The 23,027-nt window shown below is 48.9% G+C and carries 27 protein-coding genes and 1 riboswitch; of the genes, 21 read left to right on the top strand and 6 right to left on the bottom strand.

The genetic code is table 11. The features are described 5' to 3' along the window. Positions 1 to 1,002, bottom strand: a complete 1,002-nt coding sequence (locus AC1VOR_RS01175; protein ID WP_482615267.1) for a multicopper oxidase domain-containing protein — start codon at positions 1,000 to 1,002, stop codon at positions 1 to 3. A gap of 318 nt (positions 1,003 to 1,320) precedes the next feature. On the opposite strand from AC1VOR_RS01175, the gene AC1VOR_RS01170 reads away from it, so the two are divergent. The 18 genes from AC1VOR_RS01170 (at position 1,321) to AC1VOR_RS01085 (ending at position 16,368) form a co-directional block, all read left to right on the top strand. Then, a complete protein-coding gene (locus AC1VOR_RS01170; protein WP_482615266.1) occupies positions 1,321 to 1,947 on the top strand; it encodes an FMN-dependent NADH-azoreductase in 627 nt (208 codons plus the stop codon). 160 nt (positions 1,948 to 2,107) lie between these two features. After that, complete coding sequence (gene infC, locus AC1VOR_RS01165) at positions 2,108 to 2,602, top strand: translation initiation factor IF-3 (protein ID WP_482615265.1); 495 nt, start codon at positions 2,108 to 2,110, stop codon at positions 2,600 to 2,602. Positions 2,603 to 2,714: 112 nt separating this feature from the next. Beyond that, complete coding sequence (locus AC1VOR_RS01160) at positions 2,715 to 3,434, top strand: MgtC/SapB family protein (RefSeq protein ID WP_482616373.1); 720 nt, start codon at positions 2,715 to 2,717, stop codon at positions 3,432 to 3,434. A gap of 111 nt (positions 3,435 to 3,545) precedes the next feature. Further along, positions 3,546 to 4,247, top strand: a complete 702-nt coding sequence (locus AC1VOR_RS01155; protein ID WP_482615264.1) for a response regulator transcription factor — start codon at positions 3,546 to 3,548, stop codon at positions 4,245 to 4,247. Continuing rightward, positions 4,237 to 5,328, top strand: a complete 1,092-nt coding sequence (locus AC1VOR_RS01150; RefSeq protein ID WP_482615263.1) for a sensor histidine kinase — start codon at positions 4,237 to 4,239, stop codon at positions 5,326 to 5,328. The genes AC1VOR_RS01155 and AC1VOR_RS01150 overlap by 11 nt, the downstream gene beginning before the upstream one ends. Positions 5,329 to 5,532: 204 nt before the next feature. Then, positions 5,533 to 6,024, top strand: coding sequence for an RNA polymerase sigma factor (locus tag AC1VOR_RS01145; RefSeq protein ID WP_482615261.1), 492 nt, complete (start codon positions 5,533 to 5,535; stop codon positions 6,022 to 6,024). A gap of 146 nt (positions 6,025 to 6,170) precedes the next feature. Then, complete coding sequence (locus tag AC1VOR_RS01140) at positions 6,171 to 7,013, top strand: aldo/keto reductase (RefSeq protein WP_482615259.1); 843 nt, start codon at positions 6,171 to 6,173, stop codon at positions 7,011 to 7,013. 34 nt (positions 7,014 to 7,047) lie between these two features. After that, positions 7,048 to 8,277, top strand: a complete 1,230-nt coding sequence (locus AC1VOR_RS01135; protein ID WP_482615257.1) for an MFS transporter — start codon at positions 7,048 to 7,050, stop codon at positions 8,275 to 8,277. 71 nt (positions 8,278 to 8,348) lie between these two features. Beyond that, positions 8,349 to 8,747, top strand: a complete 399-nt coding sequence (locus tag AC1VOR_RS01130; protein ID WP_482615256.1) for a hypothetical protein — start codon at positions 8,349 to 8,351, stop codon at positions 8,745 to 8,747. A gap of 131 nt (positions 8,748 to 8,878) precedes the next feature. Further along, complete coding sequence (locus AC1VOR_RS01125; RefSeq protein ID WP_482615254.1) at positions 8,879 to 9,808, top strand: hypothetical protein; 930 nt, start codon at positions 8,879 to 8,881, stop codon at positions 9,806 to 9,808. A 74-nt stretch (positions 9,809 to 9,882) separates the two neighbouring features. After that, positions 9,883 to 10,386 carry a metallophosphoesterase family protein gene (locus AC1VOR_RS01120; protein ID WP_482615252.1) on the top strand — a complete coding sequence of 168 codons (504 nt, stop codon included), beginning with the start codon at positions 9,883 to 9,885 and terminating at the stop codon, positions 10,384 to 10,386. 243 nt (positions 10,387 to 10,629) lie between these two features. Beyond that, positions 10,630 to 11,700, top strand: a complete 1,071-nt coding sequence (locus tag AC1VOR_RS01115) for an ABC transporter substrate-binding protein (protein WP_482615250.1) — start codon at positions 10,630 to 10,632, stop codon at positions 11,698 to 11,700. Positions 11,701 to 11,734: 34 nt separating this feature from the next. Further along, a complete protein-coding gene (locus AC1VOR_RS01110; RefSeq protein WP_482615248.1) occupies positions 11,735 to 12,652 on the top strand; it encodes an ABC transporter permease in 918 nt (305 codons plus the stop codon). Beyond that, positions 12,652 to 13,449, top strand: coding sequence for an ABC transporter ATP-binding protein (locus AC1VOR_RS01105; protein ID WP_482615246.1), 798 nt, complete (start codon positions 12,652 to 12,654; stop codon positions 13,447 to 13,449). Before AC1VOR_RS01110 ends, AC1VOR_RS01105 begins: the two co-directional genes overlap by 1 nt. 140 nt (positions 13,450 to 13,589) lie before the next feature. Next, a complete protein-coding gene (locus AC1VOR_RS01100) occupies positions 13,590 to 13,892 on the top strand; it encodes an antibiotic biosynthesis monooxygenase family protein (protein WP_482615244.1) in 303 nt (100 codons plus the stop codon). A gap of 53 nt (positions 13,893 to 13,945) precedes the next feature. Then, the gene (locus AC1VOR_RS01095) at positions 13,946 to 14,461 is read left to right on the top strand and encodes a GNAT family N-acetyltransferase (RefSeq protein WP_482615242.1); all 516 of its coding nucleotides are present in this window, start codon (positions 13,946 to 13,948) and stop codon (positions 14,459 to 14,461) included. 27 nt (positions 14,462 to 14,488) lie between these two features. Then, on the top strand, positions 14,489 to 15,091 hold the full coding sequence (locus tag AC1VOR_RS01090) for a TVP38/TMEM64 family protein (RefSeq protein WP_482615241.1): 603 nt from the start codon (positions 14,489 to 14,491) through the stop codon (positions 15,089 to 15,091). A 62-nt stretch (positions 15,092 to 15,153) separates the two neighbouring features. Further along, positions 15,154 to 16,368 (top strand): MFS transporter, encoded by a 1,215-nt coding sequence (locus AC1VOR_RS01085; RefSeq protein WP_482616372.1) that lies wholly within the window; start codon positions 15,154 to 15,156, stop codon positions 16,366 to 16,368. 100 nt (positions 16,369 to 16,468) lie between these two features. Here AC1VOR_RS01085 and AC1VOR_RS01080 read toward each other — a convergent pair whose 3' ends face one another. Continuing rightward, the gene (locus AC1VOR_RS01080; RefSeq protein ID WP_482615240.1) at positions 16,469 to 17,164 is read right to left on the bottom strand and encodes a metal-dependent hydrolase; all 696 of its coding nucleotides are present in this window, start codon (positions 17,162 to 17,164) and stop codon (positions 16,469 to 16,471) included. Positions 17,165 to 17,437: 273 nt separating this feature from the next. On the opposite strand from AC1VOR_RS01080, the gene AC1VOR_RS01075 reads away from it, so the two are divergent. The 3 genes from AC1VOR_RS01075 to AC1VOR_RS01065 all read left to right on the top strand — a co-directional run bounded on the left by AC1VOR_RS01075 (position 17,438) and on the right by AC1VOR_RS01065 (position 20,243). After that, positions 17,438 to 18,076, top strand: a complete 639-nt coding sequence (locus tag AC1VOR_RS01075; RefSeq protein ID WP_482615238.1) for a DsbA family oxidoreductase — start codon at positions 17,438 to 17,440, stop codon at positions 18,074 to 18,076. Between the two features lie 258 nt (positions 18,077 to 18,334). Then, entirely contained in the window at positions 18,335 to 19,228 is an 894-nt protein-coding gene (rpoD, locus tag AC1VOR_RS01070; protein ID WP_482615236.1) for an RNA polymerase sigma factor RpoD, read from the top strand. A gap of 133 nt (positions 19,229 to 19,361) precedes the next feature. Beyond that, on the top strand, positions 19,362 to 20,243 hold the full coding sequence (locus AC1VOR_RS01065; protein ID WP_482615234.1) for an aminoglycoside 6-adenylyltransferase: 882 nt from the start codon (positions 19,362 to 19,364) through the stop codon (positions 20,241 to 20,243). An 85-nt stretch (positions 20,244 to 20,328) separates the two neighbouring features. Here AC1VOR_RS01065 and AC1VOR_RS01060 read toward each other — a convergent pair whose 3' ends face one another. The 4 genes from AC1VOR_RS01060 to AC1VOR_RS01045 form a co-directional block, all read right to left on the bottom strand. Next, complete coding sequence (locus AC1VOR_RS01060) at positions 20,329 to 21,417, bottom strand: hypothetical protein (protein WP_482615232.1); 1,089 nt, start codon at positions 21,415 to 21,417, stop codon at positions 20,329 to 20,331. Between the two features lie 127 nt (positions 21,418 to 21,544). After that, on the bottom strand, positions 21,545 to 21,910 hold the full coding sequence (gene crcB / locus AC1VOR_RS01055) for a fluoride efflux transporter CrcB (protein WP_482615230.1): 366 nt from the start codon (positions 21,908 to 21,910) through the stop codon (positions 21,545 to 21,547). Continuing rightward, positions 21,907 to 22,299 (bottom strand): fluoride efflux transporter CrcB, encoded by a 393-nt coding sequence (crcB, locus tag AC1VOR_RS01050; protein ID WP_482615229.1) that lies wholly within the window; start codon positions 22,297 to 22,299, stop codon positions 21,907 to 21,909. The genes crcB (AC1VOR_RS01055) and crcB (AC1VOR_RS01050) overlap by 4 nt, the downstream gene beginning before the upstream one ends. Before the next feature lie 44 nt (positions 22,300 to 22,343). Further along, a riboswitch (Fluoride riboswitch) is annotated at positions 22,344 to 22,405 on the bottom strand. A 44-nt stretch (positions 22,406 to 22,449) separates the two neighbouring features. Further along, positions 22,450 to 22,863 carry a DUF4183 domain-containing protein gene (locus AC1VOR_RS01045; RefSeq protein WP_482615227.1) on the bottom strand — a complete coding sequence of 138 codons (414 nt, stop codon included), beginning with the start codon at positions 22,861 to 22,863 and terminating at the stop codon, positions 22,450 to 22,452. Positions 22,864 to 23,027: the final 164 nt, after the last annotated feature.

The following is a 23,027-nucleotide window of genomic DNA, read 5'->3' as shown; positions in this document are numbered from 1 at the left end:
TTAATGGCTCATCGTAGCCTCTCCATGATCCTGTCCGTCATGGGTGGCTCGCAGAATGGCGATAGCTCCCTTGAAAGCATCGTTCAACTGATGAGTCAGAACGGGGTAATCACCATCTTCTGTTACCGTAAACTCAACAACGGCTCCACCCCCAGCCGGGATAAGGACAGTCTGCATGCCGTAAAGGACGTTCTGCGGATTCCCATCCAGGTAAACGCGGTCAAAGGTAGTGCCTACCACATGGAACGAGGATACGTGATTAGGTCCTGTGTTCATCACATACAGACGGACCTTGTCTCCGACCTTGGCTAGCAAGGGCTTCTCCTTGAGGGAAAAATCATCTCCATTAAACACAACATATTCCGGATCGCCGTGCTGGAAATCGTCCAGATCGTTCTCTGCATACCATTCGCTCTGAACCAGGGTGTAGCTTTGGTCAATCTCATGATCGGTCTCATAGCCGCCTTCAGGTTCAACGATGATGGTTCCGTACATACCATTAGCGACATGAAGCAATACCGGGCTCGCTCCACAATGATACATGAATACTCCAGGTGTATCTGCCGGATATTCGAAGGTGCCTTGCTCGTCAGGCATAATTTCGATGAATTTGCGGCTCGGTGCAGCATGGACCGCATGGAAATCCATCGAATGTGGCATCTCCGGGTCCATATTGACAAGTGTGAACTGAAGCAAATCGCCTTGCTTGACGCGCAAGACCGGTCCAGGAACTGTGCCATTAAAGGTCCAGGCATTGTAAATTACGCCGTCCGAAATTTCGATATCCGTTCGCTGGGCCGTCATTTCGATGCGAACCACCTTGCCCTCCCGCTCAATGATGGGAGCTACAGGTGCCTGATTGATTCGCTCGGCTTCCTGTGAGGTCGTGATATCCTCCTCAGCTTCATCCGGGCCAGGAGGGAAGGCAAGCCAGGCGGCAGCGATCATAATAAGAGCAGAGAGCCCTAGGATAAAACCTCTCAGCAAGTGGGGCTGCTTCATTTCCATTTTCCTTTCTATAGAGGAGGTAGTTCAAAAAGTTAACCGATTGTCGGTAATATTTCAGGTAAGCCATTTAAGCGTACGTGGAGAGGAAGGGTTGGATTGTGATATAAATCACTTAAATAGTGTCGAAATTGCATAATAACCGCTGCCCTATAGCACAAGATAAAGTACAGCGAATTTAAATTACACAAATTGAGCTAGCTAGAATTGACAAAGTGATAGTTAGGCCTTATTATAATTATTGTTTGAAAGTAACGCTTTAAAAAATAGATACTATAAAAAATATAGTAAAATTATTGGTTGGAGGGAACCTACATGTCTCAAGTATTATTCGTAAAAGCTAACGGCCGCCCTGCGGATCAATCTGCAACGGTTAAATTGTATGAAAGCTTTGTACAAGCTTACAAGGAAACACATCCTCAGGATTCCGTAACCGAATTGGATTTGTTCGAATTGGATCTGCCGTACTACGATGTTGATATGATTAATGGATTATTCAAAGCAGGGAAGGATATCCCAGCAACGCCTGAAGAGCAAAAAGCAGCTACTCTGGCAAACGGCTATCTGGAGCAATTTCTGCAAGCGGACAAAGTCGTATTTGCCTTCCCATTGTGGAACTTTACGATTCCTGCTCAATTGCTGACTTACTTGTTCTACCTGAACCAAGCAGGCAAAACATTTAAATACACAGAACAAGGTCCTGTAGGCTTGATCGGTGAGAAGAAGATTGCCTTGCTTCACGCTCGTGGTGGTGTTTATTCCGAAGGTCCAATGACTGCGCTGGAAATGTCCCTGAACTACGTGAAGAACGCCTTGGCATTCTGGGGAATTACCAATCCGGAAGTGGTCTTTGTGGAAGGGCATAACCAATTCCCAGATCGTGCTGAAGCGATCATTCAAGATGGTGTACAACGTGCGGCTGCCCTTGCAGCACAATTTTAATAGCATGAATTCATGAGTTTGACATAAAGCCGTTTTCCCCGGAAAATCTCGGGGAAAACGGCTTTTTTGTTTGGGCTGACGATAGGGGGAGAGACTTGGCCCAAATCAGCAGTTCTGCTATAATACGGCTATTATATGTAGTGGGGACGGGGAAATCAGAATGATCATCATGAATGAGAAGATAAAGGCTTCCGAAGTTTGGGTGACGGGTGTGGATGGTGAGGATCTGGGTATTATGAATACGAAGGATGCGCTGAAGCTGGCGAAGTCCTTGAAGGTGGACCTGGTCTGTACTTCACTATTCTCCAGTCCGCCTCCTTGTCAGTTGGTGAGCGGGTCAGCGCATCAGGCCAAGCAGCGGCAAGCTAAGGGGCAGGAGCGTAAGCAGGCTGCAGGCGGTAAGCTGAAGGAAATTCGTCTCACCGCACAAATTGAGGAGCATGATTATGACACCAAGAAGCGTCAGGCTGAGCGGCTGCTGTCCTCAGGGCATGATGTGCAACTCACTGTCCTTGTGGATCGTAAGCAATCAGAGCCTGCACGAAAGCTGGCGGAGGAACTGGTCCGCGATTTGAAGCATTGCAGCCAGCAAGAGCGGGGAATTCAGGTCAGCGGCAAGCAGGTTGTGGTCATTCTTAGAGCGGCTAGAGAATAGAGTAATAAGATGAAAATCATCTGAATAGATACTACCAAGCCCTGCTGATTTATCCTCAGCAGGGCAGTCTTCTGTCAGTTGGAAAGAAATATAGAAGGAGCGGTAATTGATGATGTTCTTAGATTGGGATTGGGAGACGGTAATAAAGCTTTGCCTTGCCTTATTATTTGGCTTGTTCATCGGGATTGACCGTCAACTCAAGCAGAAGCCACTCGGTATCAAGACGAGTATGGTTATTTGTATTGCCAGTTGTTTGGTAACCATTGTATCTATAGAAGCCTTTGCCAAATTTGCCGGCCCGGATCACCCGAATATGGACCCGATGCGACTGGCGGCTCAGGTCGTCAGCGGTATTGGTTTTCTCGGGGCAGGTGCTATTCTGCGACGGAGCAATGAAGGAATCTCGGGCCTGACCTCGGCGGCGATGATTTGGGCTGCATCCGGCATTGGAATTGCTATCGGTACAGGCTTTTACGTAGAAGCGGCTTTAACCGTTATCTTATTAATTATTTCTGTTAATTTCGTACCTTATGTTATAAAGTGGCTTGGCCCTTACAAGCTGAATCAACGGGATGTTTCCATAAAAATTGTCATGGAAGACCACGGTAATGTAGCCGAGTTAATTCAGATTATTGAACGCAATGATGAGCAAGGTCCTGGACTTCGCGCCAATCCACATCGGATTCGTCGATTAAAAATCAAGGATCTTGAAGAGGGAAGACAACGTATAGATATGGTGATTACCGCCTCTGAGCGAGAATATACGACAGAAATTTATCATTTTCTCCGTAAAATTAATCATGTAATCAGTGTAGAAGTGGAAAATTTGTAATTTATTATGAATGTATTTTGTAACCTTTTATTTGTTATTGGAAGCAAAAGACATGGTATGATGTTACTGTGTTTAATGTATACCCAGCTCAAATAAAGGATGATTAGGTTTATGAGTAAACGGATTCTGATCGTTGATGATGATGATAAAATCGCAAAGCTGATCGAAATATATTTGGTTAATGAAGGATATACCGTGGTGAAAGCCGTCAATGGTTTGCGAGCGCTGGAGATTACCGATAACGATGAGATTGATTTGGTGATACTTGACGTGATGCTTCCTGGCTTGGACGGTATCTTGGTATGTATGAAGATTAGGGAGACTAGGACTACCCCGATCCTGATGCTTAGTGCCAAGGATGGCGATATGGACAAGATTACCGGACTTATGACCGGAGCCGACGATTATATGGTGAAGCCCTTTAATCCGTTAGAACTCGTAGCACGGGTCAAATCGTTGCTACGCCGCTCCTCATATGCGGCCCAGCCCCAGTCGTCTCAAGGGAATCAAGAAAATATTATCAAGCTGGCTTCCCTGCAAATTCATAAGGAAACGCATACAGCGACCGTAGATGGAAATCCATTGAAGTTGACGCCCATCGAGTTTGGCATTCTGCATCTTCTGGCCAGCCATCCCGGGCGGGTATTTGGCTCGGAGGAAATCTTCGAGTTAATCTGGAAGGACAAATACCTGGACAGTGGAAATTCCGTCACGGTCCATATCAGCCGCTTGCGGGACAAGCTGGAGAAGGAAATGGAAGGGGAGAAGTTGATTCGTACCGTATGGGGGGTCGGCTACAAACTTGAAAGCTAGCTTGCGTTTTTTGGCCTGGTTGTTCTGGACGGTTATCGCTTCTTTGGTATCGTTGTTTTTACTTATTTTGCTGGCACGGCTGTTCTATGTCGTGTTTCCCAGTATAAGCTTCTACACCATCGTATTGTGGATTAATCGAAACATTGGATTTCCGTTAGCTTACTACTTGATGGGTGTGCCCATAATTCTGCTGTTCTCCTTGTATTTCTATCGCCGGGGCATACGTCGTCACGAGAAGAAATATCTGGAGCTGTTGATTGAAGAAGTGCACAAGATTGAGGATGGCTCGGTACGTAAAATACCGGTGGAGAATGTGGGGCAATTAGGCCAGCTTGCCACCGATATCAATCGGATGGTAGAACGTCTTCGTACTTCCATGGAAGAAGAGCGGAGGGCCGAACAGACCAAAAATGAACTGATTACGAACGTCTCCCACGACTTGCGCACTCCGTTGACGTCCATCACAGGATACTTGGGTCTTATTGAACAGGACCGTTACCGGGATGAGGTCGAATTGCGCTATTACGTCAATATGGCGTATGAGGAGTCGCTTCGGTTGAAGCAATTGCTCCAGGACTTGTTCGAGTATACACGGATGCAGAACAAGGAGATGAAACTCGACAAAGCGCGTATCAACCTGGCTGAAATGCTGCATCAAATCTCCGCTCACTTCGGTTGGCAGATGCAGGAGAGTGGCATGGAGTTCCGCATTTATCTGCAAGGCCCGCTCCTTGTGCAAGCCGATGGAGACAAGCTTAGACGAGTCTACGAGAATCTGATTACAAATGCAATTCGTTATGGTCAGGAAGGCAGATACGTTGATATTCGTGGCTGGCAGGAAGGCAATGAAGTTGTCACCGAGGTTGTCAATTACGGAGAACCGATCCCGGCGGCAGACCAGCCTCATCTCTTTGACCGCTTCTACCGGGTTGAGAAATCCCGTGCTGTTGATACCGGGGGCTCCGGAATTGGACTTGCGATTGCCAAGCATGTTGTTGAACTTCATCAAGGGGTCATTGGCGTCGAGAGCAATGAATTCCGTACGGCCTTTATCGTCCGGTTGCATAGAGATGTGACCTGAATCAGCCTAGATATTATCAACAAAAGATGGTTACAACCTCAATGTAGACGCCGCAAGGCGTCTCTTTTGTTTAAGAATTTGCAGGGATTTCTTAAGGAAAACTTAATAATTTCTTAGCCGGGACGCAAACTCTGTTCGTCATAATGAATTCAAGACAGACACAGATAACTTGGCTATGAGGTTGGAGAAAGTGAGGTATGAATCATGAATACACGATCATTAGACCTGCTTTACCGTGAATATAAAAATGACGTATTTCGATATTTATACAGTATGTGCCGCAATTTGCATACGGCTGAGGATTTGATGCAAGAAACCTTTTGCCGGGCTCTGAAGCATTTGGAAGAGGCGGAGGGGAAGCGGGCCAAGGCTTGGTTGCTGCGTGTTGCTCATAATGCTTACATAGATACATTGCGCAAGGAGAGCCGTTCTTCGTCTTACGAGAATGAGTTCTTCTACCGCTATGCCAGCGAGGACACGCCAGAGAAGTCCATCCTGGGTCAGGAAAGTGAACGGGAATTATATGCTATGTTATCCCAGCTTCAGCCAAAGCAGCAACATGCTGTACTGCTCTACAACGTGCATGGCTTTTCTTATCAGGAGTCGGCAGATCTGATGGGCATTTCTTTGTCCCACTTCAAAATCTTACTCTATCGAGCACGTCAAAAGCTGCGCCGCTCCAAAGAAACGGCTTAATCTGAATGATCAAGCTCTCCTAGCAGGCTGCCTCCGGGCAGCCTTTTTGGCATGAACTGTTCTTTTTAACCTATTTGATGTAGGATGTAGGGGAAGAATACCGGAATCCAGAAAAAGTAAATCGGATCGAAGGAGGAATAGGGAATATGACAAACACATTGCAAGCTACAGTTACTTTGAATAATGGTATCCAAATGCCTTGGTTTGGGCTTGGAGTCTACTTGGCGAAGGAAGGTCAAGAAGTGGTGGACGCGGTTAAATCAGCGATTCGGACGGGATATCGCAGTATCGACACGGCCGCGGCTTATCGTAACGAAGAAGGCGTAGGACAGGCTGTTCGGGAAGCGCTTCAAGAGAATGACCTGCGTCGGGAAGACCTGTTCATTACCTCCAAGGTTTGGAATTCTCATCAGGGATATGAGACAGCGCTAGCTTCTTTTCACGAGAGCCTGGAGCGTTTGCAATTGGATTACTTGGATTTGTTCCTGATCCACTGGCCAGTCAAGGAGAAGTACAAGGATACATGGCGGGCACTGGAAAAGGTATACTCTGAGGGGAAGGTACGGGCTATCGGAGTAAGTAATTTTCAGGTGCATCATTTGGACGATTTACTGGCAGAAGCCAAGGTAGTACCTGCTGTGAATCAAATCGAGCTGCATCCTTATCTGACCCAGAAGGAATTGCGGACCTATTGTCAGTCCAAGGGTATTCAGGTAGAAGCCTGGTCTCCGCTTGGACAGGGCAACTTGTTGACCCATGATACGATAAAGACTATAGCCGAGAAATACGGGAAGACGGCGGCTCAAGTCATTTTACGCTGGGATTTGCAGTCGCAAATTGTGACAATTCCCAAATCGGTCCATGAAGCCCGTATTGCCGAGAATGCCGATATCTTCGACTTCTCGCTATCAGCGGAGGACGTGGAAGCCATTGAGGGTCTTAACCGGAACCAGCGATTCGGATCGGACCCGGATAATTTTAATTTCTAGGATATAGCATAAGCATCCGAAAAGAGAGGTACAGATGAACCAGTCAACCGCCGTTAAACCGGCTCATTCCGCTTTAACGGTATATCCGATATTGTTTGCTATCAGTTTGGTGCATTTACTTAATGATACGATGCAGTCAGCCATTCCGGCTTTATTTCCGGTGCTCCGTGAATCTCTAATGTTAACCTACGGGCAAATTGGCTGGATATCCTTCGCCATGAATATGACGGCGTCCATGTTTCAACCCTTGGTCGGTTTGTACGCTGATATTCGGCCACGGCCTTACATATTGCCTGTCGGTGTATTCTTTACCCTGGTTGGTGTTGTGCTGTTGGCCTTCGCACCCGGTTATGCCTTCATTCTGTTGGCAGTAACCGCCATTGGATTAGGCTCCTCGGTATTTCATCCAGAATCCTCTCGAGTAGCTTATCTGGCCGCTGGATCAAGACGTGGTTTGGCCCAATCCATCTTCCAGGTAGGAGGAAATATCGGGACTTCATTAGGTCCGCTGATGTCGGCCTTAATCTTCATTCCATTCGGACAGGCCAGCGTGGCGTGGTTTGCACTTGCGGCGGTCGCGGCTATCGTGGTTCAATTCTATGTAGCCAAATGGTATAGCCGGCAGGATTTGAAGCCACGCAAACGGCGCGCAGAAGTCAACTTATCCGGGGAGACTGGCGACCTCCCTCGCAGTGGGCTAAGTCGAAATAGAGTCGTGTTGGCGATCACGGTGCTAGTACTGTTGTTGTTCTCCAAGAATGTCTATTCGATCAGTATTTCTACCTTTTACTCCTTCTTCCTGATGGATTATTACGGGGTAGCGAAGGAAACGGCCCAATGGTATATCTTTGCCTTTCTGGCTGCTGCGGCAGTAGGAACCTTCTTCGGGGGTCCCTTGGCTGACCGCTATGGCAGGCGGAACATCATCTGGATATCAATCCTGGGCACGGCACCGTTCTCGCTGTTGCTCCCGTATGCCAATCTGTTCTGGTCCGGGGTGCTCGTGGTGATGGCCGGATTGATTATGTCTTCTGCCTTCTCCATCATTGTAGTGTACGCTCAGGAATTGCTACCGGGGAAAGTAGGGCTGGTATCGGGCTTGTTCTTCGGCTTATCCTTTGGACTTGGGGGATTGGGTTCCGCCGTGCTAGGCAATTTCGCTGACCAATCCGGCATTCTGTTCATTATGCAACTATGCTCCTTGCTGCCTTTGATCGGCTTGCTAACCGTGCTGCTGCTGAAGGATGAGGCACTAAATGGCTAAGCTCGTTCCCTACACTTTGTGGTAAAATAAAGTGTCTTAGTCTACATATATAAACAGGGAGAGTTAAATGTATGAAGAGTTCAAAGGGTTATTTTTATTACTTTGTCTGGATGCTTGGGGCGCTGTTACTGTTGTATTACGGCGGCAAGTTCCTCGGCATGATGGAGCAAAAAACGCAAACCTTTTATCGAATAGATTACACCCTGATTGGGGAAATCGTTTATGCTTTTGTATTTGGTCTGTATTTAAGCTGCCTAAACGGGGTGCCTAATCGCAGGAAATTCCATAGACCCTTACTGGCCTTCGTATTTATACCCAGCTTTTTATTGGTCATCTATCCAATTATTACGATTTATGTGAAGCAAATTTACATCGTTGGCTATTATCAACTCATTCAGGAACCACAATTATTTTTCTTCGGTATGCTCAGTGGCCTCTCCTTGATTAAGAGCATGTTTACCACCCGGTAGTTATCATTCAGACGGGAAGGTATATAGCATATCACCCGCAGGCCTTGAAACTCCGGGATTTTCATTCCGTAATACATCTTAGCTATTGTTAACCGAAGACTTACATCGGCACAGTATAAGGAGGAGACGGGATGTTTGAGGATTTGAATGTACGGCTGGCAGAGATTAAGGAGCAGGGTCGGAATCAGGAGAAATGGGAAGGTCAGCTAAAGGCGCTCAGGGAAGAATTGGCTGATCTGCTGGAGGATCGTGACCGCTGGCAGCGTAGACTAGCCTCTGAGGAGGAGGATGTCCAGAGACTATCCTCCATGTCTTTGTCTAATTTAATGGCTACCTTATTGGGTAATAAAGCAGAGAAACTGGACCGTGAGCAACGTGAAGTGCTTGAGGTGAAGGTGAAGTTTGACACAGCCGATGCAGATGTTCGTCATATAGAGGAGCAGATATCCGGGCTGGAACAGAAGCTGCTGCAGATCAGCGGATGGAAAAATGATTACCAGCGTGTATTTCAGGCCAAGGAGAAGCAGATTCTGGAGCAAGATACAGAGCTTCGGGAGCTGGCCGAATACGAGGCCGTTCTAACCGTGCAATTGAAAGAGGTGCGGGAGGCGCTGCATGCCGGTCAATCCATACAACATGATTTGAGTTCAGCGGAGGACAGCCTGCATTCTGCCAAGAACTGGGGCACCTACGATATGCTTGGTGGAGGAATGTTGTCTACACATATCAAGCATAGCCATATTGATGAGGCAATGCATAGCATCAATGTAGCTCAGCACAGTCTGAAGCGCTTCGAACGGGAGCTTAACGATGTCGGATCTACCTTGCCTGAGGGGATGGTTATTTCGGGAATGCTTAAATTTTCGGACTATTTCTTTGATGGACTCATTGTGGATTGGCTGGTACAGGGACAAATTCAGGATTTGCTGACTCAGGTTCAGACTAACCATACGGCCGTAAGACAGGTGGTACAGGAACTGGAAACGGCGCAGCGCAAGCTGGAATCCGAATGGGCTCAAGTGAACCGGAAGTATGTGCAAACCGTGGAAATTTATCGTTAAACATGGAATGAATCAGGCGGCGGAGGTGCATGAAGCATGGATTTAGCGCCTTTCAGCCGAATGGAGGTATAGACATGCGTATAGGTGTAGTTTCGGATACCCATATGCCGCGCCGCGGTGCAGGGCTTCCGCCCAAGCTGCTCCAAAGCTTCAAGAACTGTGATCTCATTCTGCATCTCGGGGATTGGGTCACGCTTGAAGTATGGGAACAGCTTACAGCTTTGGCCCCGGTGGACGGGGTGGCAGGCAATAACGATCCAGCGGAAATTGTCAGACGCTTTGGGAACCACAAAATTCTGGAACTGGGCGGATATAGAATTGGCCTAAGTCACGGTCATCTGCCTGGCGGGGGTTACGGAGCCAGAGAGAACGCACAGCGCACCTTTGCTGGCCAATCGGTGGATGCTGTTCTGTTTGGTCACTCTCACCAACCGCATTTAAGTGAGAGTGGGGGTGTGCTCTGGTTTAACCCGGGTTCGCCAACAGATAAACGGCGTGAGGCCAAGTACAGCTTTGGTGTAATAGAGTTGAACGAGCAAGGCCTTCAGGCCAAGCATATTTATTTCAGCGGCAAGTGAGCCGTTCGTGTCATGTCCGCTGGAATTATTTTTAGTAGGAAACCCGCTTATGCGGGTTTCTTTTGTTATTGACGGATAATTGACCACCATTTAATATAGGAATAATACTTCCCGTCCGCGCGAAGCGTACGCGTGCCCATTTATGCTTTATTACTTTTATCTATGAAAGCGTTAATCGGATCTCGCTTTACAGCTTAAACCAAGCGGGGGTCACTATTTTAAGAAGAGAGAAGGGGAACAGAGATGAAGAAGAAATTGGGATGGCTTGTACTCTTATCGTTGATGGTGGTTAGCATTGTTGGTTGCGGTAATAATAGTGCCAATTCTGGAAGTGCTAATGCTGGAAGTACCGGGCAGGAGCAAAGCGATGGCTCGGGAGAAGGCACAAATGCAGCCAAGGACTCCTACAAAATTGCCATTTCGCAAATTGTGGAGCATCCTTCGTTGGATGCGACTCGTGAAGGGTTCCTTGCGGCATTGAAGGATGCAGGCATCGTGGAAGGCGAGAACCTGAAGCTGGATTACAACAATGCGCAGGGAGATGCGACCAACAATACGACCATTGCCCAGAAGATTGCTGGTGAATCGTATGATCTAGTGCTTGCCATTGCAACGCCTCCGGCGCAAGCTGTTGCCCAGCAGGTCAAGAATTCGCCGATTTTGTTCGCGGCTGTTACGGACCCGCTCGATGCGAAGCTGGTAGATAATCTGGATCAGCCGGGCGGCAATATTTCCGGTGCCTCCGATACGAATCCTGAGGCCATTGTGAAGCTGATGGATTTCATCGCGACTCACTTTACAGACGTGAAGTCGGTAGGCCTGGTGCTGAATCAAGGGGAGCCAAACGCGGTAATTATGGCTGATCATGCAGAGAAGGCGTTGGAAGCTCATGGGATCAAGCTGGTGAAGGCTTCTGTTACGAATACGTCGGAAGTGAAGCAGGCGGCTGAATCCCTGGTAGGACGCGTAGATGCACTGTATATCACGCTGGACAATACCGTGGTTGAAGCGGTCAGCACAGTCATTCAGGTGGCCAATAGTAATGATTTGCCGTTCTTCTCCAGTGATCGTGATACGGTAGAGCACGGGGCCTTTGCTACCGTAGGCTTTAAATACTACGATCATGGTTATCAAGTGGGAGAAATGGCTGTAGAGGTCCTGAAGAATGGTAAAAAGGTCGGCGATTTGAAAGTCACGGTTCCGGATAAGCTTGATCTGATTCTGAACCTCAAGGCTGCGGCTGAGCAAGGTATTGAAGTGACCGACGCCATGAAGGACGAAGTCATCGATAAGGAAAATAACGTACTCGAATAGACAGAAAATCTCCACATCTGGAGGAGGAACTATCATGATAAACTCGCTGCTCGGAGCTTTGGAATCCGGCCTGCTTTATGCGCTAATGGCGCTTGGCGTCTACATTACGTTTCGGATTCTGGATTTCCCGGACCTGACGGTAGATGGCAGCTTTACAACGGGTGGGGCTATCGCCGCAGTGATGATTACGGGGGGATTCTCCCCCTGGATCGCTACGGCCGCAGCTTTTTGCGGTGGACTGGTTGCGGGGAGCATAACCGGGATAATTCACACCAAGGGACGTATCAATGGCCTGCTATCAGGGATATTGATGATGATTGCCCTGTATTCTATTAATATGCGTATTATGGGCAAGCCTAATGTGGCCTTGCTGGGAGAAACGACCTTGTTCAGTTCGCTGTCTCCACTGTTATTTATGCCCTTTGTGGTCATTGCGATCAAGCTGTTGCTGGACTTGTTCTTCCGCACGGAGTGGGGCCTCGCTTTGCGAGCCACAGGGGATAACAAGCGGATGATTCGCAGTTTTGGAGCGAATACCGACTTCACAATTATTATCGGGCTTAGCCTCTCCAACGGGCTTGTCGCTTTGTCCGGCGCACTAATTGCACAGCAGTCCGGCTTTGCAGATATCTCTTCAGGCATCGGTATGATCGTCATCGGACTGGCTTCCGTTATTATCGGGGAAGCCATCTTCGGGGCCCGCACCGTATTCTGGGCCACCCTGGCTGCCGTTCTGGGCTCCATTGTTTACCGTCTGGTCGTTGCTATGGCCCTGCGCGTGGAATGGCTGGAGCAAACCGATTTGAAGCTCATTACAGCGGTCATCGTCATCGTGGCACTGGTGCTGCCTACCGTGCAGCGTTCCTTGAAGCAGAAGAAGCAAGCTAGGCGCCGTGCCGATGAAATTGCTCAGATCGCCGCCGAGCGCCAAACAGTGGGAGGTGGACTGTAATGTTGCAGCTATCTTCCGTATCCAAGCTATTTCATCCGGGGACACCGGATGAGAAAATTGCTCTGATTAATGTGAACTTGCATCTGGAGCCGGGCGATTTCGTCACGGTCATCGGGAGTAATGGAGCTGGTAAATCAACACTGATGAACATGATCTCCGGTGTAATCAAACCTGATGCCGGAGAGGTGCGAATCGGCGGAGAAGATATCGGTCATCTCCCGGAGCATCAGCGCAGTCGCTGGATTGGCCGCGTATTCCAGGACCCGATGGCTGGAACCGCTCCGCATATGACGATTGAAGAGAATCTGGCGATGGCTTATTCTCGTGGCAAGCGGCGTTCGCTGCGTATTGGCGTCTCCCACAAGCGACGGGCCTTGTTCCAGGAGGAACTCGGCAGGCTTGGTATTGGGCTGGAGAACAGGCTACGGGCGAAGGTTGGCAGCTTGTCCGGCGGAGAACGTCAGGCGCTTAGCCTGCTGATGGCTACGTTTACGCAGCCGCAGATACTGCTGCTTGACGAGCATACTGCGGCACTAGACCCGGCTCGGGCGGAGCTGGTGACCAAGCTGACCCAGGATATCGTCAATGAATTACATCTGACGACATTGATGGTCACCCATAACATGGAGCAGGCGATTCGCCTCGGCAACCGCTTGATCATGATGGATGGAGGACGCATTATTCTGGATGTAGATGCGACGCGCAAGCGCGACTTAACCATGGAGCAATTGCTTGGCGAGTTCGAGCGCATCAGCGGCCGGAAGCTGGCCGATGACCGCGTTGTGCTGGGCGTATAATCAGCACACAGGAAAGCGCAGGCTGAAGGGAAAGCACTTCCCTTGGCCCGCGCTTTTTTCTTGTCCTGTTGCGGCAGTTTTTGGATTCATAAAGCCCAAGGTCCATGCTATAATCAGTTGAACAGAAAGGGGAGGAGAGAATGATTCTTGAGGTTGCCCAATTACAGGTAAAGCCCGGCATGATCAATGAGTTCGAGAGCAGCTTCCGTCAGGCGTCGAAGATCATTAGCGGGATGAACGGGTATATCCATCACGAACTGCAAAAGTGCGTGGAGGTGGAGAACAAATATATCTTGTTAGTCAAGTGGGATTCGATTTCAGCCCATGAAGTTGGGTTCCGGCAGTCTCCGGAGTATCAGGAATGGAAGGCGCTACTGCATCATTTCTACGATCCTTTCCCCACCGTTGAGCATTACGTGCAAATCCGTCATGAGCTGCCGTAGGGATTCATTGTTGGTGCATGACATATTCCGTTAAATGAAGGGTCAGGTAGTGAATGACAAAGTTTGATTTTGACTATACGATTGAAGATGCTGACTTGGAGGATTTGGCGGCTATTGTGGATATCTACAACGAAACCATTTCCAGCCGTAGCGTCACTGCGGATTTAGAGCCAGTCACCGTAAATGACAGATTGAAGTGGTATGCTGATCATTCGCCAACTGCACGTCCCCTATGGGTAATGCGCTCGGAGGGCAGAATCATTGCCTGGCTTAGCCTTCAATCTTTCTATGGCCGCCCGGCTTATGCCGCCACTGCGGAAGTGAGTATTTATATCAGTCAATCCTGGCGTGGCAAGGGGCTGGGCAGTATATTGCTGAACCGGCTTTTTGTAGCCTGTCCCAGCATTGGAGTGAAGACCTTGCTCGGTTTTGTATTTGGTCATAATGATCCCAGCCTTGGCTTGCTGGCCAAGCATGGATTTGAACGGTGGGGGAATCTGCCGCAGGTAGCGAACCTGGACGGAATAGAAAGGGATCTTGTCATTTTGGGCAAACGGGTAGAAAGATAGACTATAACCGAATGGAGTACGGATATTTTGAATGAATGGATTAGTCAAATCGCAGATTGGTTTTTGGCAACGACTTCTCTAGGTGGTTATTCAGTTCTGCTGTTAACCATTCCACTGGCGGTCATTCAGGGACTGTTCGGCTTCTTTCCTTTTGCTACCCTGGTGCTGCTGCATATTTCCTTGCTTGGCATCGCGGAAGGGCTACTGGCTAGTTGGATTGCGGGCTCATCGGCAGGCTTGATCGTTTATTTATTATGCGGCTACTGGTTCACCGATTGGTTCAACCGCAAATGGATGCATAAGCTGAAGAAATATGAGAAATGGCAGAAGGGGTTGGACCGCTATGGCGTTTGGGCTGTTATCTTCCTGCGGACGATTCCGATCATGCCAAACAATATCATCTCCTTCATGTCGGCTATTTCAAGTCTCAAGCTTAGATCCTATGCGTGGTCCAATATGGTCGGTAATCTATCCAGTATTTGGCTGTTCGGGTTAATCAGTGCACCGATTGTATTTCCCGGCGTCAATTTGAGTAGGCTGGTCTTGTCCTACGTTCTGTTCCTGCTGACGCTTGGTGTTGTCTTTATCCTTAGACAGCGGACGATAACGAATAAAGAGCACAAGGCTTGACAAGATAAAGAGAATTGGATTGGACGGGAGGAATGAAGTTGAAAGCCAGTGAAAATAACAGCATGACTGCTCCGGCACCCAAACAGCGGAAGCTACTCTTCAGTGCGGGTCTTAGCTGGATGTTCGACGCCATGGATGTAGGTATCATTTCATTCATCGCAGCCGCCTTGGCGGTGGAGTGGAGCTTGACTCCGGAGCAAACCGGCTTCTTTACAGCCATTAATTCGGTCGGAATGGCCTTCGGAGCTGCGATTGCAGGCTATATGGCCGATAAATTTGGGCGCAAATCCGTTCTGCTCTGGACATTGCTTATCTTCTCGCTTGCGAGCGGTCTATCGGCAGCGGCCACCGGCTTCGCCGTGTTGTGCGTGCTGCGCTTTATTGCCGGCTTTGGCCTGGGAGGTGAGCTCCCTGTTGCTTCGACGCTGGTCTCGGAATCCGTGCCCGCCAAGGAGCGTGGAAGAGCCGTTGTCTTACTGGAGAGCTTCTGGGCGGCTGGCTGGATTGCCGCTGCATTGATATCCTATTTTGTAATTCCAAAGTACGGCTGGCAAGCCGCCTTTCTGATTGGAGCCACTCCGGCTTTGTATGCCTTGTATCTGCGTAAATCGATACAAGATCCCCCCCGCTTCAAGAAGCAAGCAGCCCGGGGAGAGGGGAAGGGCCTATCGTTCATAGAGCGTTTCCGCTCCGTCTGGACAGGCCCGTATCGACGTTCTACCCTCATGCTGTGGATTCTTTGGTTCACGGTTGTTTTTTCCTATTACGGTATGTTTCTTTGGTTGCCTTCCGTGATGATTATTAAAGGGTTCACCTTGGTGAAAAGCTTTGAATACGTGCTGATCATGACACTCGCGCAACTTCCCGGCTATTTCACTGCGGCTTATTTCATCGAGAAATTCGGGCGGAAGTTCGTGCTGGTGCTCTATCTTGTGCTTACAGCAGCAAGCGCCGCCTGGTTCGGAAATGCGGATACCGAAGGTATGCTGCTGGCTTCGGGGATCTGCCTGTCCTTCTTTAATTTGGGAGCCTGGGGCGGTATGTACGCCTATACGCCGGAATTGTACCCAACGAAGGTACGGTCCACAGGGGTTGGGCTGGCGGCTTCATTTGGCCGAATCGGTGGTATTATCGCCCCTTACCTGGTTGGGGTGCTCGTTGCCCGGGAAGTAGCTATTGGCGGCATTTTCTGGATGTTCTTTATTACGGTGCTGGTGGGTGCTGTGGCTGTCTTCTTCCTTGGAGTCGAGACGAAGGGGAAAGAGTTAGTCGACTGATACTATTGATACCTACAGCAAACAAGCCTTTGGCTCAATCTGAATCCATCAGATGACGCCAAAGGCTTGTTGTTTCGAAGTGCACTCACTTGAGTGGCTGTTAAGTCCACGTTTCGGTGTCTAGTTGCTCCCCCGGCTTCAAGGCATGACCCTGAATACCGAGATGATACAGCTTGTCTGTAAATTGGCTGCCGTCTTGGGCAATGGCATCAAAGGTATTGTAATGCACGGGAACGACATGCTTGGCCCCAATCCATTCGGCTGCCGTTAGTGCATCCTCCGGTCCCATCGTAAAGTGGTCCCCGATGGGGAGAAACGCCAAATCTACCGGACGACGAAGGCCCACCAGCTTCATGTCACTGAACAAAGCCGTATCCCCGGCATGGTACAGAACCAAATCGTTAATTTCAAGCAAAATACCGGCAGCGACCCCCATATACAGATTGATGCCATCTTGGTGGATGGAGGTGCTGTGCAGGGCAGGTACCCATTTGATTCTTCCGAAAGGGAATTCGCGGGAACCGCCCAGGTTCATGCCCACCGTCTTCAGTCCTGACGCGGCCAAATAGTCCGCTAACTCGACGATGGCAAGAATCGGAGCATTGTTGCGTCTTGCGATACTTCCGGCATCGCCGATATGATCGGAATGTCCGTGGGTAAGCAGAACAAAATCCGCTTTGATATCTTCTGCGGCGGCTCCCGCTTCAGGGTTACCCGTAAGGAACGGATCAATAATCAGTTGGAATTTGCCGGTGTCCACGTGAACGCAGGAATGTCCCAAATACGTGATCTTCATTCCATTCACCTCACCTTAATTTTGAATAGGATCCTTCACTATTATAGCTTTTCCACCGATTCAAGTCACATTTCAATTGCTTGGCAGGCGCATAATTGTGCGGGAATGCCATATGCTTTGGAGGTACGGTACTCTCTTGGCATGGTTGAAGCTATGGGGGAGGGGTAATGATAAAGAAGTATATAAAGCGGAAGTTGCTTCCAGGAAAAGGACGCGTTATTATGGAATTTGGGCCTCTTAATTTGACGGCTCATGGTTTAGGAGGAATGAAAGATGAAGATTGAAGTTTGGTCGGACTTTGCTTGTCCTTTCTGTTATATCGGCAAGCGTCGTTTGGAGAAGGCGTTGGATTTGTTCGAGCATCGTGATGAGGTAGAGGTGATTTACCGTAGCTTCGAGCTCGACCCCGGGGCTCCGCGAGATACGGAATCAAGTATTTACGAGCTGTTGGCCGTCAAATACGGCTTAAGCCTGCAGCAGGCTCAGGAATCCAATCAGAATGTGGCCCAGCAGGCCAAGGCAGATGGGTTGGACTATCATTTTGATACGTTGATTCCGACAAACACATTTGATGCTCACCGTTTATTGCATTACGCAGCCGGACATGGTAAAGCCAAGGAAATGAGCGAGCATTTATTTCGTGCTTATTTCACGGATTCATTACATATCGGGGATCATGAGGTGCTGCAGAAGTTAGCTGAGGAGACCGGGCTGGATGGTCGTGAGGCTAAAGTAGCTCTGGAGCAGGGTGACTATGCCGAAGATGTCCGTGAGGATGAAGGCGAAGCAAGAAAGCTAGGCATTCGCGGAGTACCTTTTGTCGTCATCAAGGGCAAGTTTGCCGTATCTGGCGCACAGCCGGTTGAAATTTTTCAGGCTGCTTTACAGCGGGCTTGGGAGGATCAGGCCTGATCAATGTAGAATACAAAAGAATAAGAGGACAAAAAAACGCTGATCCTCAAGGGTCAGCGTCTCATTCATGAATTCATTGTTCAAAACCTTGTATTATAACCTGTCCTGTGGTACAATGACGGATAGCCACTCACATAATGTAGCAATAATCTTCTCAATAATAGCATAATATCAATGATTTGTCAAATGTAACGACAGGTCTTAGAGATAAAGAAGCATTTCTTACAGTTTTCATTTTTTAGGGTGGGGGTCTGAAAGATGGCAGAGGACTTGAAGCAGGGTGAAGTGGAATATACCGATGACCTGACGTTGCCGCCAGGTATAAAGATCGATGATCCGGTACGGATGTATTTGAAGGAGATTGGACGGGTACCCTTGTTGTCCGCCGAGGAGGAAATCGATCTGGCCAGACGGATCGAGAAGGGGGACGAGGAAGCCAAGCGCCGTCTGGCTGAAGCCAATCTGCGCCTGGTTGTGAGTATCGCTCGGCGTTACGTGGGACGCGGTATGGTATTCCTCGATCTGATTCAGGAAGGCAACATGGGACTGATCAAGGCTGTGGAGAAGTTTGATTATTCCAAGGGCTTTAAATTCAGTACGTATGCAACCTGGTGGATTCGTCAAGCGATTACGCGGGCGATTGCTGATCAGGCTAGAACGATTCGTATCCCTGTTCACATGGTCGAGACGATTAATAAATTGATTCGTATTTCCAGACAATTGCTTCAGGAAATTGGACGCGAGCCTACGCCTGAGGAAATTGCCAAGGAGATGGATTTAACCCCGGAAAAAGTGCGTGAAATCATGAAGATTGCTCAAGAGCCAGTGTCGCTGGAGACCCCGATCGGGGAAGAGAACGACTCTAACCTGGGCGATTTTATTGAAGATCACGATGCCCCGGCACCTGCGGAAGCGGCAGCTTACGAGTTGCTGAAGGAGCAGCTTGAAGAGGTCCTCGATACGCTGACTGAGCGTGAGGAGAATGTGTTGCGTCTTCGCTTCGGTATGGATGACGGGCGTACGCGCACCCTGGAAGAGGTCGGTAAGGAATTTGGCGTAACCCGGGAACGGATTCGTCAGATTGAAGCCAAAGCTTTACGCAAGCTGAGACACCCTAGTCGCAGCAAGCGGCTGAAGGATTTTATGGAATAGGATGATGGATAAGACTCCCTGGGAATGGTTCCTGGGGAGTTTGTTTGTTCTTATGAAAGTCAGGCAGAAGCTTAAGTATAAAATTATTGAATATACGGCCGGTCTGATCGGAAAATGAAGGAGGGTTCCCCCCATGCGAACAGAAGAGGATATGATGGCGTTGATTTTGGACGTTGCCAGAAAGGACGAACAAATTCGTGCTGTGTATATGAATGGATCACGTACCAATCCGAATGTACCCAAGGACATATTTCAGGATTACGATATAGTGTATGTCGTGAAGGAAGTCACTTCCTTCATGCAACAGACAGGATGGATTGATGTGTTCGGTGATCGTATCATGATGCAAGAGCCTGACAAGAATGATCTGGAAAGCGGCAGGGCTCTAGACATCCAACAATCTTATATGTATTTAATGTTGTTCACAGATGGTAATCGAATCGATCTTAAGATTGAAACGAAAGAAGCCATGCTGGAGAGATATGGTAGTGATTTACTTACCATTCCTCTGTTGGACAAGGACGGCTGCCTGCCAAGCATTGCGGCTCCAACAGATCGGGATTATCAAGTCAAGAGGCCTTCGGAGCCGCTCTATGCAAGCTGTTGCAATGATTTCTGGTGGTGTTTGCAAAATGTAGCCAAAGGGATCTGGCGTGATGAATTGCCTTACGCAAAACAGATGTTTGAAGGCGTGATCAGACCAAGACTGGATGAGATGGTGTCATGGTGGGTGGGATCAGAACAAAATTATAGTGTCTCGATTGGGAAAATGGGAAAATATATGAAAACGTACTTGCCGGAATCCTATTGGCGGATGTACGAGCAGACCTATTCGGACAGCAATTATGAGAAGATGTGGGTGTCCGTCTTTGCGGCTTGTGCATTGTTCAGGCTACTTGCCAACGAAGTGGCCAGGGATTTAAGCTACACCTACCATGAAGCAGATGACATCCAAATGACAAAATATCTGGAGCATGTCCGTTATTTGCCCCGGGATGCCAAGGAGATCCATTGAGCGAGCCCCTCATTGTTGATAGGTTCCACAATGAGGGGCCGTTCACCCAGCGAGAAGTCGCCGATATAGATACGAGAATCAGCTTTTATGGGCGGCTGCGGATGGTTTTGTGGGGGAGGGCTTTAATAGGTCGCAACCGATTAAGCAGCTTGGGAGTGAGCGGGCGAATGCAGGCATATTTGCCAGTTGCCCCACGCCGGACTCTGTGCGCTCCCGGTTTGGCTACGCGGGTACCAAATACTCGCATGAACCAATCTACAGGATAAGCGATGGACAACAGCCCGTTATCCGAGCCGGCAAAATTGACCGCTGCTGCATAATTGCCTTTGCGGGTCAGCCATACCGAACCTGAGTCTCCTTCCAGGGAAACAGGGCGTCTGCCGCGTATAATACTTTGATCCTTGAAAGTAATAGTACCCAGATTACCATAACCACCGTAATCCACCTGGACATCGGTATGAATGGACTCTACTGTACCCGTGACTACGCCGGTAGTACGTCCTACCTTTTTGAAGCGATCCCCGATTTTGTAAGATTTCACGTAACCAGGCACCGTGCCAAAGACAGCATAAGCGGGTTTGAGCAAGGAACGGCGTAGTGGCTTGGATGTAGCGGCGTCCAGATAATTGGCTCTACGCTTGCTAAGCCGGACGAAGCGGTCAAGCTGACCGATCTGGTCACGGGGGACTGTGCCCCCATCAGCGCCTCCCGGTTGAATAGTAGGCGAGTAGCGCTGGGTGTTATTATCCACGAGTACGTGGTTATTGCTAAGAATCAAGCGGCTACGTCCACATCCATCGTTGCTTACGATCAGGCCGGCTGTGCCTGAACCTTCAGGGGTACCCACACTGTATCCCGCTATAACCGGGCGGACTCGGCGAGTGAAGGAGCTGCCGTTCGTCCCTTTTTTGCAAAATCGGGCAGAGCGAACTACACGAAATGGAACACCGGACCGTGATTTCAAGTATCTTGGTACCGGGGGCCGGCGGTTCTTCTTGTTCTTCCGGGTCTGTCCTGTCGTTGCCAATGCATCGGCATATACGATAATGGCGGCGCCTTTCTTGGGATGCTTGGGATCGTGTAGACCTACGCCGATTCCATGTATACCTTGTTGCTTCAGGATGCTACCGGCAATACGTTTCTTTAGCAAATAAGCTTGACGAAAACTGGCCAATGCTATCACCTTTTCTCGCATATCGCGGATTTGCTTTTATCGTATGCAGTTGCCGTGACAATGGATTACAAAGCGGGCGTTTGCCGGGGGTAGAGACCGAAGCCTATGCTTGGCCCGTGAACAATCTCTAAAAGATCTGCATTCCTGACCAGACGGCAACGAGCCCTAATCCCAGGGAGGACAGAACGTAGAGGGCTGCCTGTGTGCCGTGTCCGCTTTCGACGAGAGAAACGGCCTCATACCCGAAGGTAGAAAAGGTAGTGTATGCGCCGCAGAATCCTGTGCCCAGGATAAGCCAACTCCAGTCGGGTATTGTGCCACTTAGATGAAGTGAGGTTAATATGCCGAGCAGCCAGGAACCGCTAAGATTGATGATCCAGGTTCCCCACGGGAATCGTCGTCCTCTTTTGGCAGCACGGGCAGATACCCATCTCCCCAGATAAAAACGCAACAAAGTGCCTAAGACCCCTGCAAGGCCAATAAGTACAATCATACCGATTCCCCCGAGGGTTTATTCCCGATTGTTCGATAGCCTAACCATATTCCAAATCGGATCATGGCCAAGCCTCCTGCTATACTGCTGAGAACGTAAACACCAGCTATAAACAAATGACCTGTATGTAAAGCGCCCACCGTCTGGGCAGCAAAGGTTGAGAAGGTGGTGAAGGCACCCGTGAATCCCGTACCTATGCCGAGATACACATCTTGCCGTATTTTCTTGGGATTGGCGACGGTAAAGAACCAGCCCAGGAACAGGCAACCGAGTAAATTAATTAGTAAGGTAGGCAAAGGGAAACTGTTGATAACAGGTATCCACAGACCAATTGTATAGCGAAGCATTGTGCCCAAAAATCCGCCGATAATCAACGCCAGCACATTCATTATTCTCATCCTCCTCTTAAAAACAGATAGACTCCTACCAGTATTAACTGGTAGGAGTCATCAGCTCATCCGAGCGGTTAAGGCGAACTCCATCGCTCTATATTACTGCAATTATTGTAGAAGAAAGAAGACAGGTTCGTCAATACGCTTTTACGTGAGGATCGTAATTTCTGGTGCTGATATGGTCTGAGGTGTTGTAATTGCTGAAGTTACATCTCCAAAGCTACCGATCTCCAACTGGACAGGAATACCGGCGAACAATTCAGTAGTATCCAGCACAAGGCTGGCCGTTGACAGCGTGGACAATGAAGCTTGCTGGATAACGCCGTTGATATAGACATTGAAGTAGTCACTGCCAGTAAGCGTAGGCAGATCTGTCACCGGGCCGTCCGCATCATCAACAAAGCTGGCAGCAGGAATGGTGGTATCCGTTTCACTAATCATACCGGCTGTTAAGGTTGCGAAATAGCGTGTAACAGTAGGTGTAACCGTAGTAGTCACTTCACCTCCGGAAGCTACAGGAGCAGTAGATACAGCATTGAATACAGGTTTAACTACAGGCATGAAATTCACCTCCTAATCTCTGATCGTACCGAAAGATCCGATACATAATCATATAATGAAACAATCTCATTAATAGAAACGGCGTACTTCCCCTGTTCATCATGGATTTTTGCATTTTGGACTGGGGGGATATTCGTCTATCTCGCCGCCAAGCAAGCCAACAT

Source organism: Paenibacillus sp. 1SOY10, from assembly GCF_056836745.1.
This window is presented reverse-complemented; position numbering and strand designations above follow the sequence as displayed.

Excerpts from the sequence above, each read along its gene's own strand:
- AC1VOR_RS01175 (WP_482615267.1), bottom strand. The coding sequence starts at position 1,002 with ATGAAGCAGCCCCACTTGCTGAGAGGTTTTATCCTAGGGCTCTCTGCT.
- AC1VOR_RS01170 (WP_482615266.1), top strand. The coding sequence starts at position 1,321 with ATGTCTCAAGTATTATTCGTAAAAGCTAACGGCCGCCCTGCGGATCAA.
- infC (WP_482615265.1), top strand. The coding sequence starts at position 2,108 with ATGATCATCATGAATGAGAAGATAAAGGCTTCCGAAGTTTGGGTGACG.
- AC1VOR_RS01160 (WP_482616373.1), top strand. The coding sequence starts at position 2,715 with ATGTTCTTAGATTGGGATTGGGAGACGGTAATAAAGCTTTGCCTTGCC.
- AC1VOR_RS01155 (WP_482615264.1), top strand. The coding sequence starts at position 3,546 with ATGAGTAAACGGATTCTGATCGTTGATGATGATGATAAAATCGCAAAG.
- AC1VOR_RS01145 (WP_482615261.1), top strand. The coding sequence starts at position 5,533 with ATGAATACACGATCATTAGACCTGCTTTACCGTGAATATAAAAATGAC.
- AC1VOR_RS01140 (WP_482615259.1), top strand. The coding sequence starts at position 6,171 with ATGACAAACACATTGCAAGCTACAGTTACTTTGAATAATGGTATCCAA.
- AC1VOR_RS01135 (WP_482615257.1), top strand. The coding sequence starts at position 7,048 with ATGAACCAGTCAACCGCCGTTAAACCGGCTCATTCCGCTTTAACGGTA.
- AC1VOR_RS01130 (WP_482615256.1), top strand. The coding sequence starts at position 8,349 with ATGAAGAGTTCAAAGGGTTATTTTTATTACTTTGTCTGGATGCTTGGG.
- AC1VOR_RS01125 (WP_482615254.1), top strand. The coding sequence starts at position 8,879 with ATGTTTGAGGATTTGAATGTACGGCTGGCAGAGATTAAGGAGCAGGGT.
- AC1VOR_RS01120 (WP_482615252.1), top strand. The coding sequence starts at position 9,883 with ATGCGTATAGGTGTAGTTTCGGATACCCATATGCCGCGCCGCGGTGCA.
- AC1VOR_RS01115 (WP_482615250.1), top strand. The coding sequence starts at position 10,630 with ATGAAGAAGAAATTGGGATGGCTTGTACTCTTATCGTTGATGGTGGTT.
- AC1VOR_RS01110 (WP_482615248.1), top strand. The coding sequence starts at position 11,735 with ATGATAAACTCGCTGCTCGGAGCTTTGGAATCCGGCCTGCTTTATGCG.
- AC1VOR_RS01105 (WP_482615246.1), top strand. The coding sequence starts at position 12,652 with ATGTTGCAGCTATCTTCCGTATCCAAGCTATTTCATCCGGGGACACCG.
- AC1VOR_RS01100 (WP_482615244.1), top strand. The coding sequence starts at position 13,590 with ATGATTCTTGAGGTTGCCCAATTACAGGTAAAGCCCGGCATGATCAAT.
- AC1VOR_RS01095 (WP_482615242.1), top strand. The coding sequence starts at position 13,946 with ATGACAAAGTTTGATTTTGACTATACGATTGAAGATGCTGACTTGGAG.
- AC1VOR_RS01085 (WP_482616372.1), top strand. The coding sequence starts at position 15,154 with ATGACTGCTCCGGCACCCAAACAGCGGAAGCTACTCTTCAGTGCGGGT.
- AC1VOR_RS01080 (WP_482615240.1), bottom strand. The coding sequence starts at position 17,164 with ATGAAGATCACGTATTTGGGACATTCCTGCGTTCACGTGGACACCGGC.
- AC1VOR_RS01075 (WP_482615238.1), top strand. The coding sequence starts at position 17,438 with ATGAAGATTGAAGTTTGGTCGGACTTTGCTTGTCCTTTCTGTTATATC.
- rpoD (WP_482615236.1), top strand. The coding sequence starts at position 18,335 with ATGGCAGAGGACTTGAAGCAGGGTGAAGTGGAATATACCGATGACCTG.
- AC1VOR_RS01065 (WP_482615234.1), top strand. The coding sequence starts at position 19,362 with ATGCGAACAGAAGAGGATATGATGGCGTTGATTTTGGACGTTGCCAGA.
- crcB (WP_482615230.1), bottom strand. The coding sequence starts at position 21,910 with ATGATTGTACTTATTGGCCTTGCAGGGGTCTTAGGCACTTTGTTGCGT.
- crcB (WP_482615229.1), bottom strand. The coding sequence starts at position 22,299 with ATGAATGTGCTGGCGTTGATTATCGGCGGATTTTTGGGCACAATGCTT.
- AC1VOR_RS01045 (WP_482615227.1), bottom strand. The coding sequence starts at position 22,863 with ATGCCTGTAGTTAAACCTGTATTCAATGCTGTATCTACTGCTCCTGTA.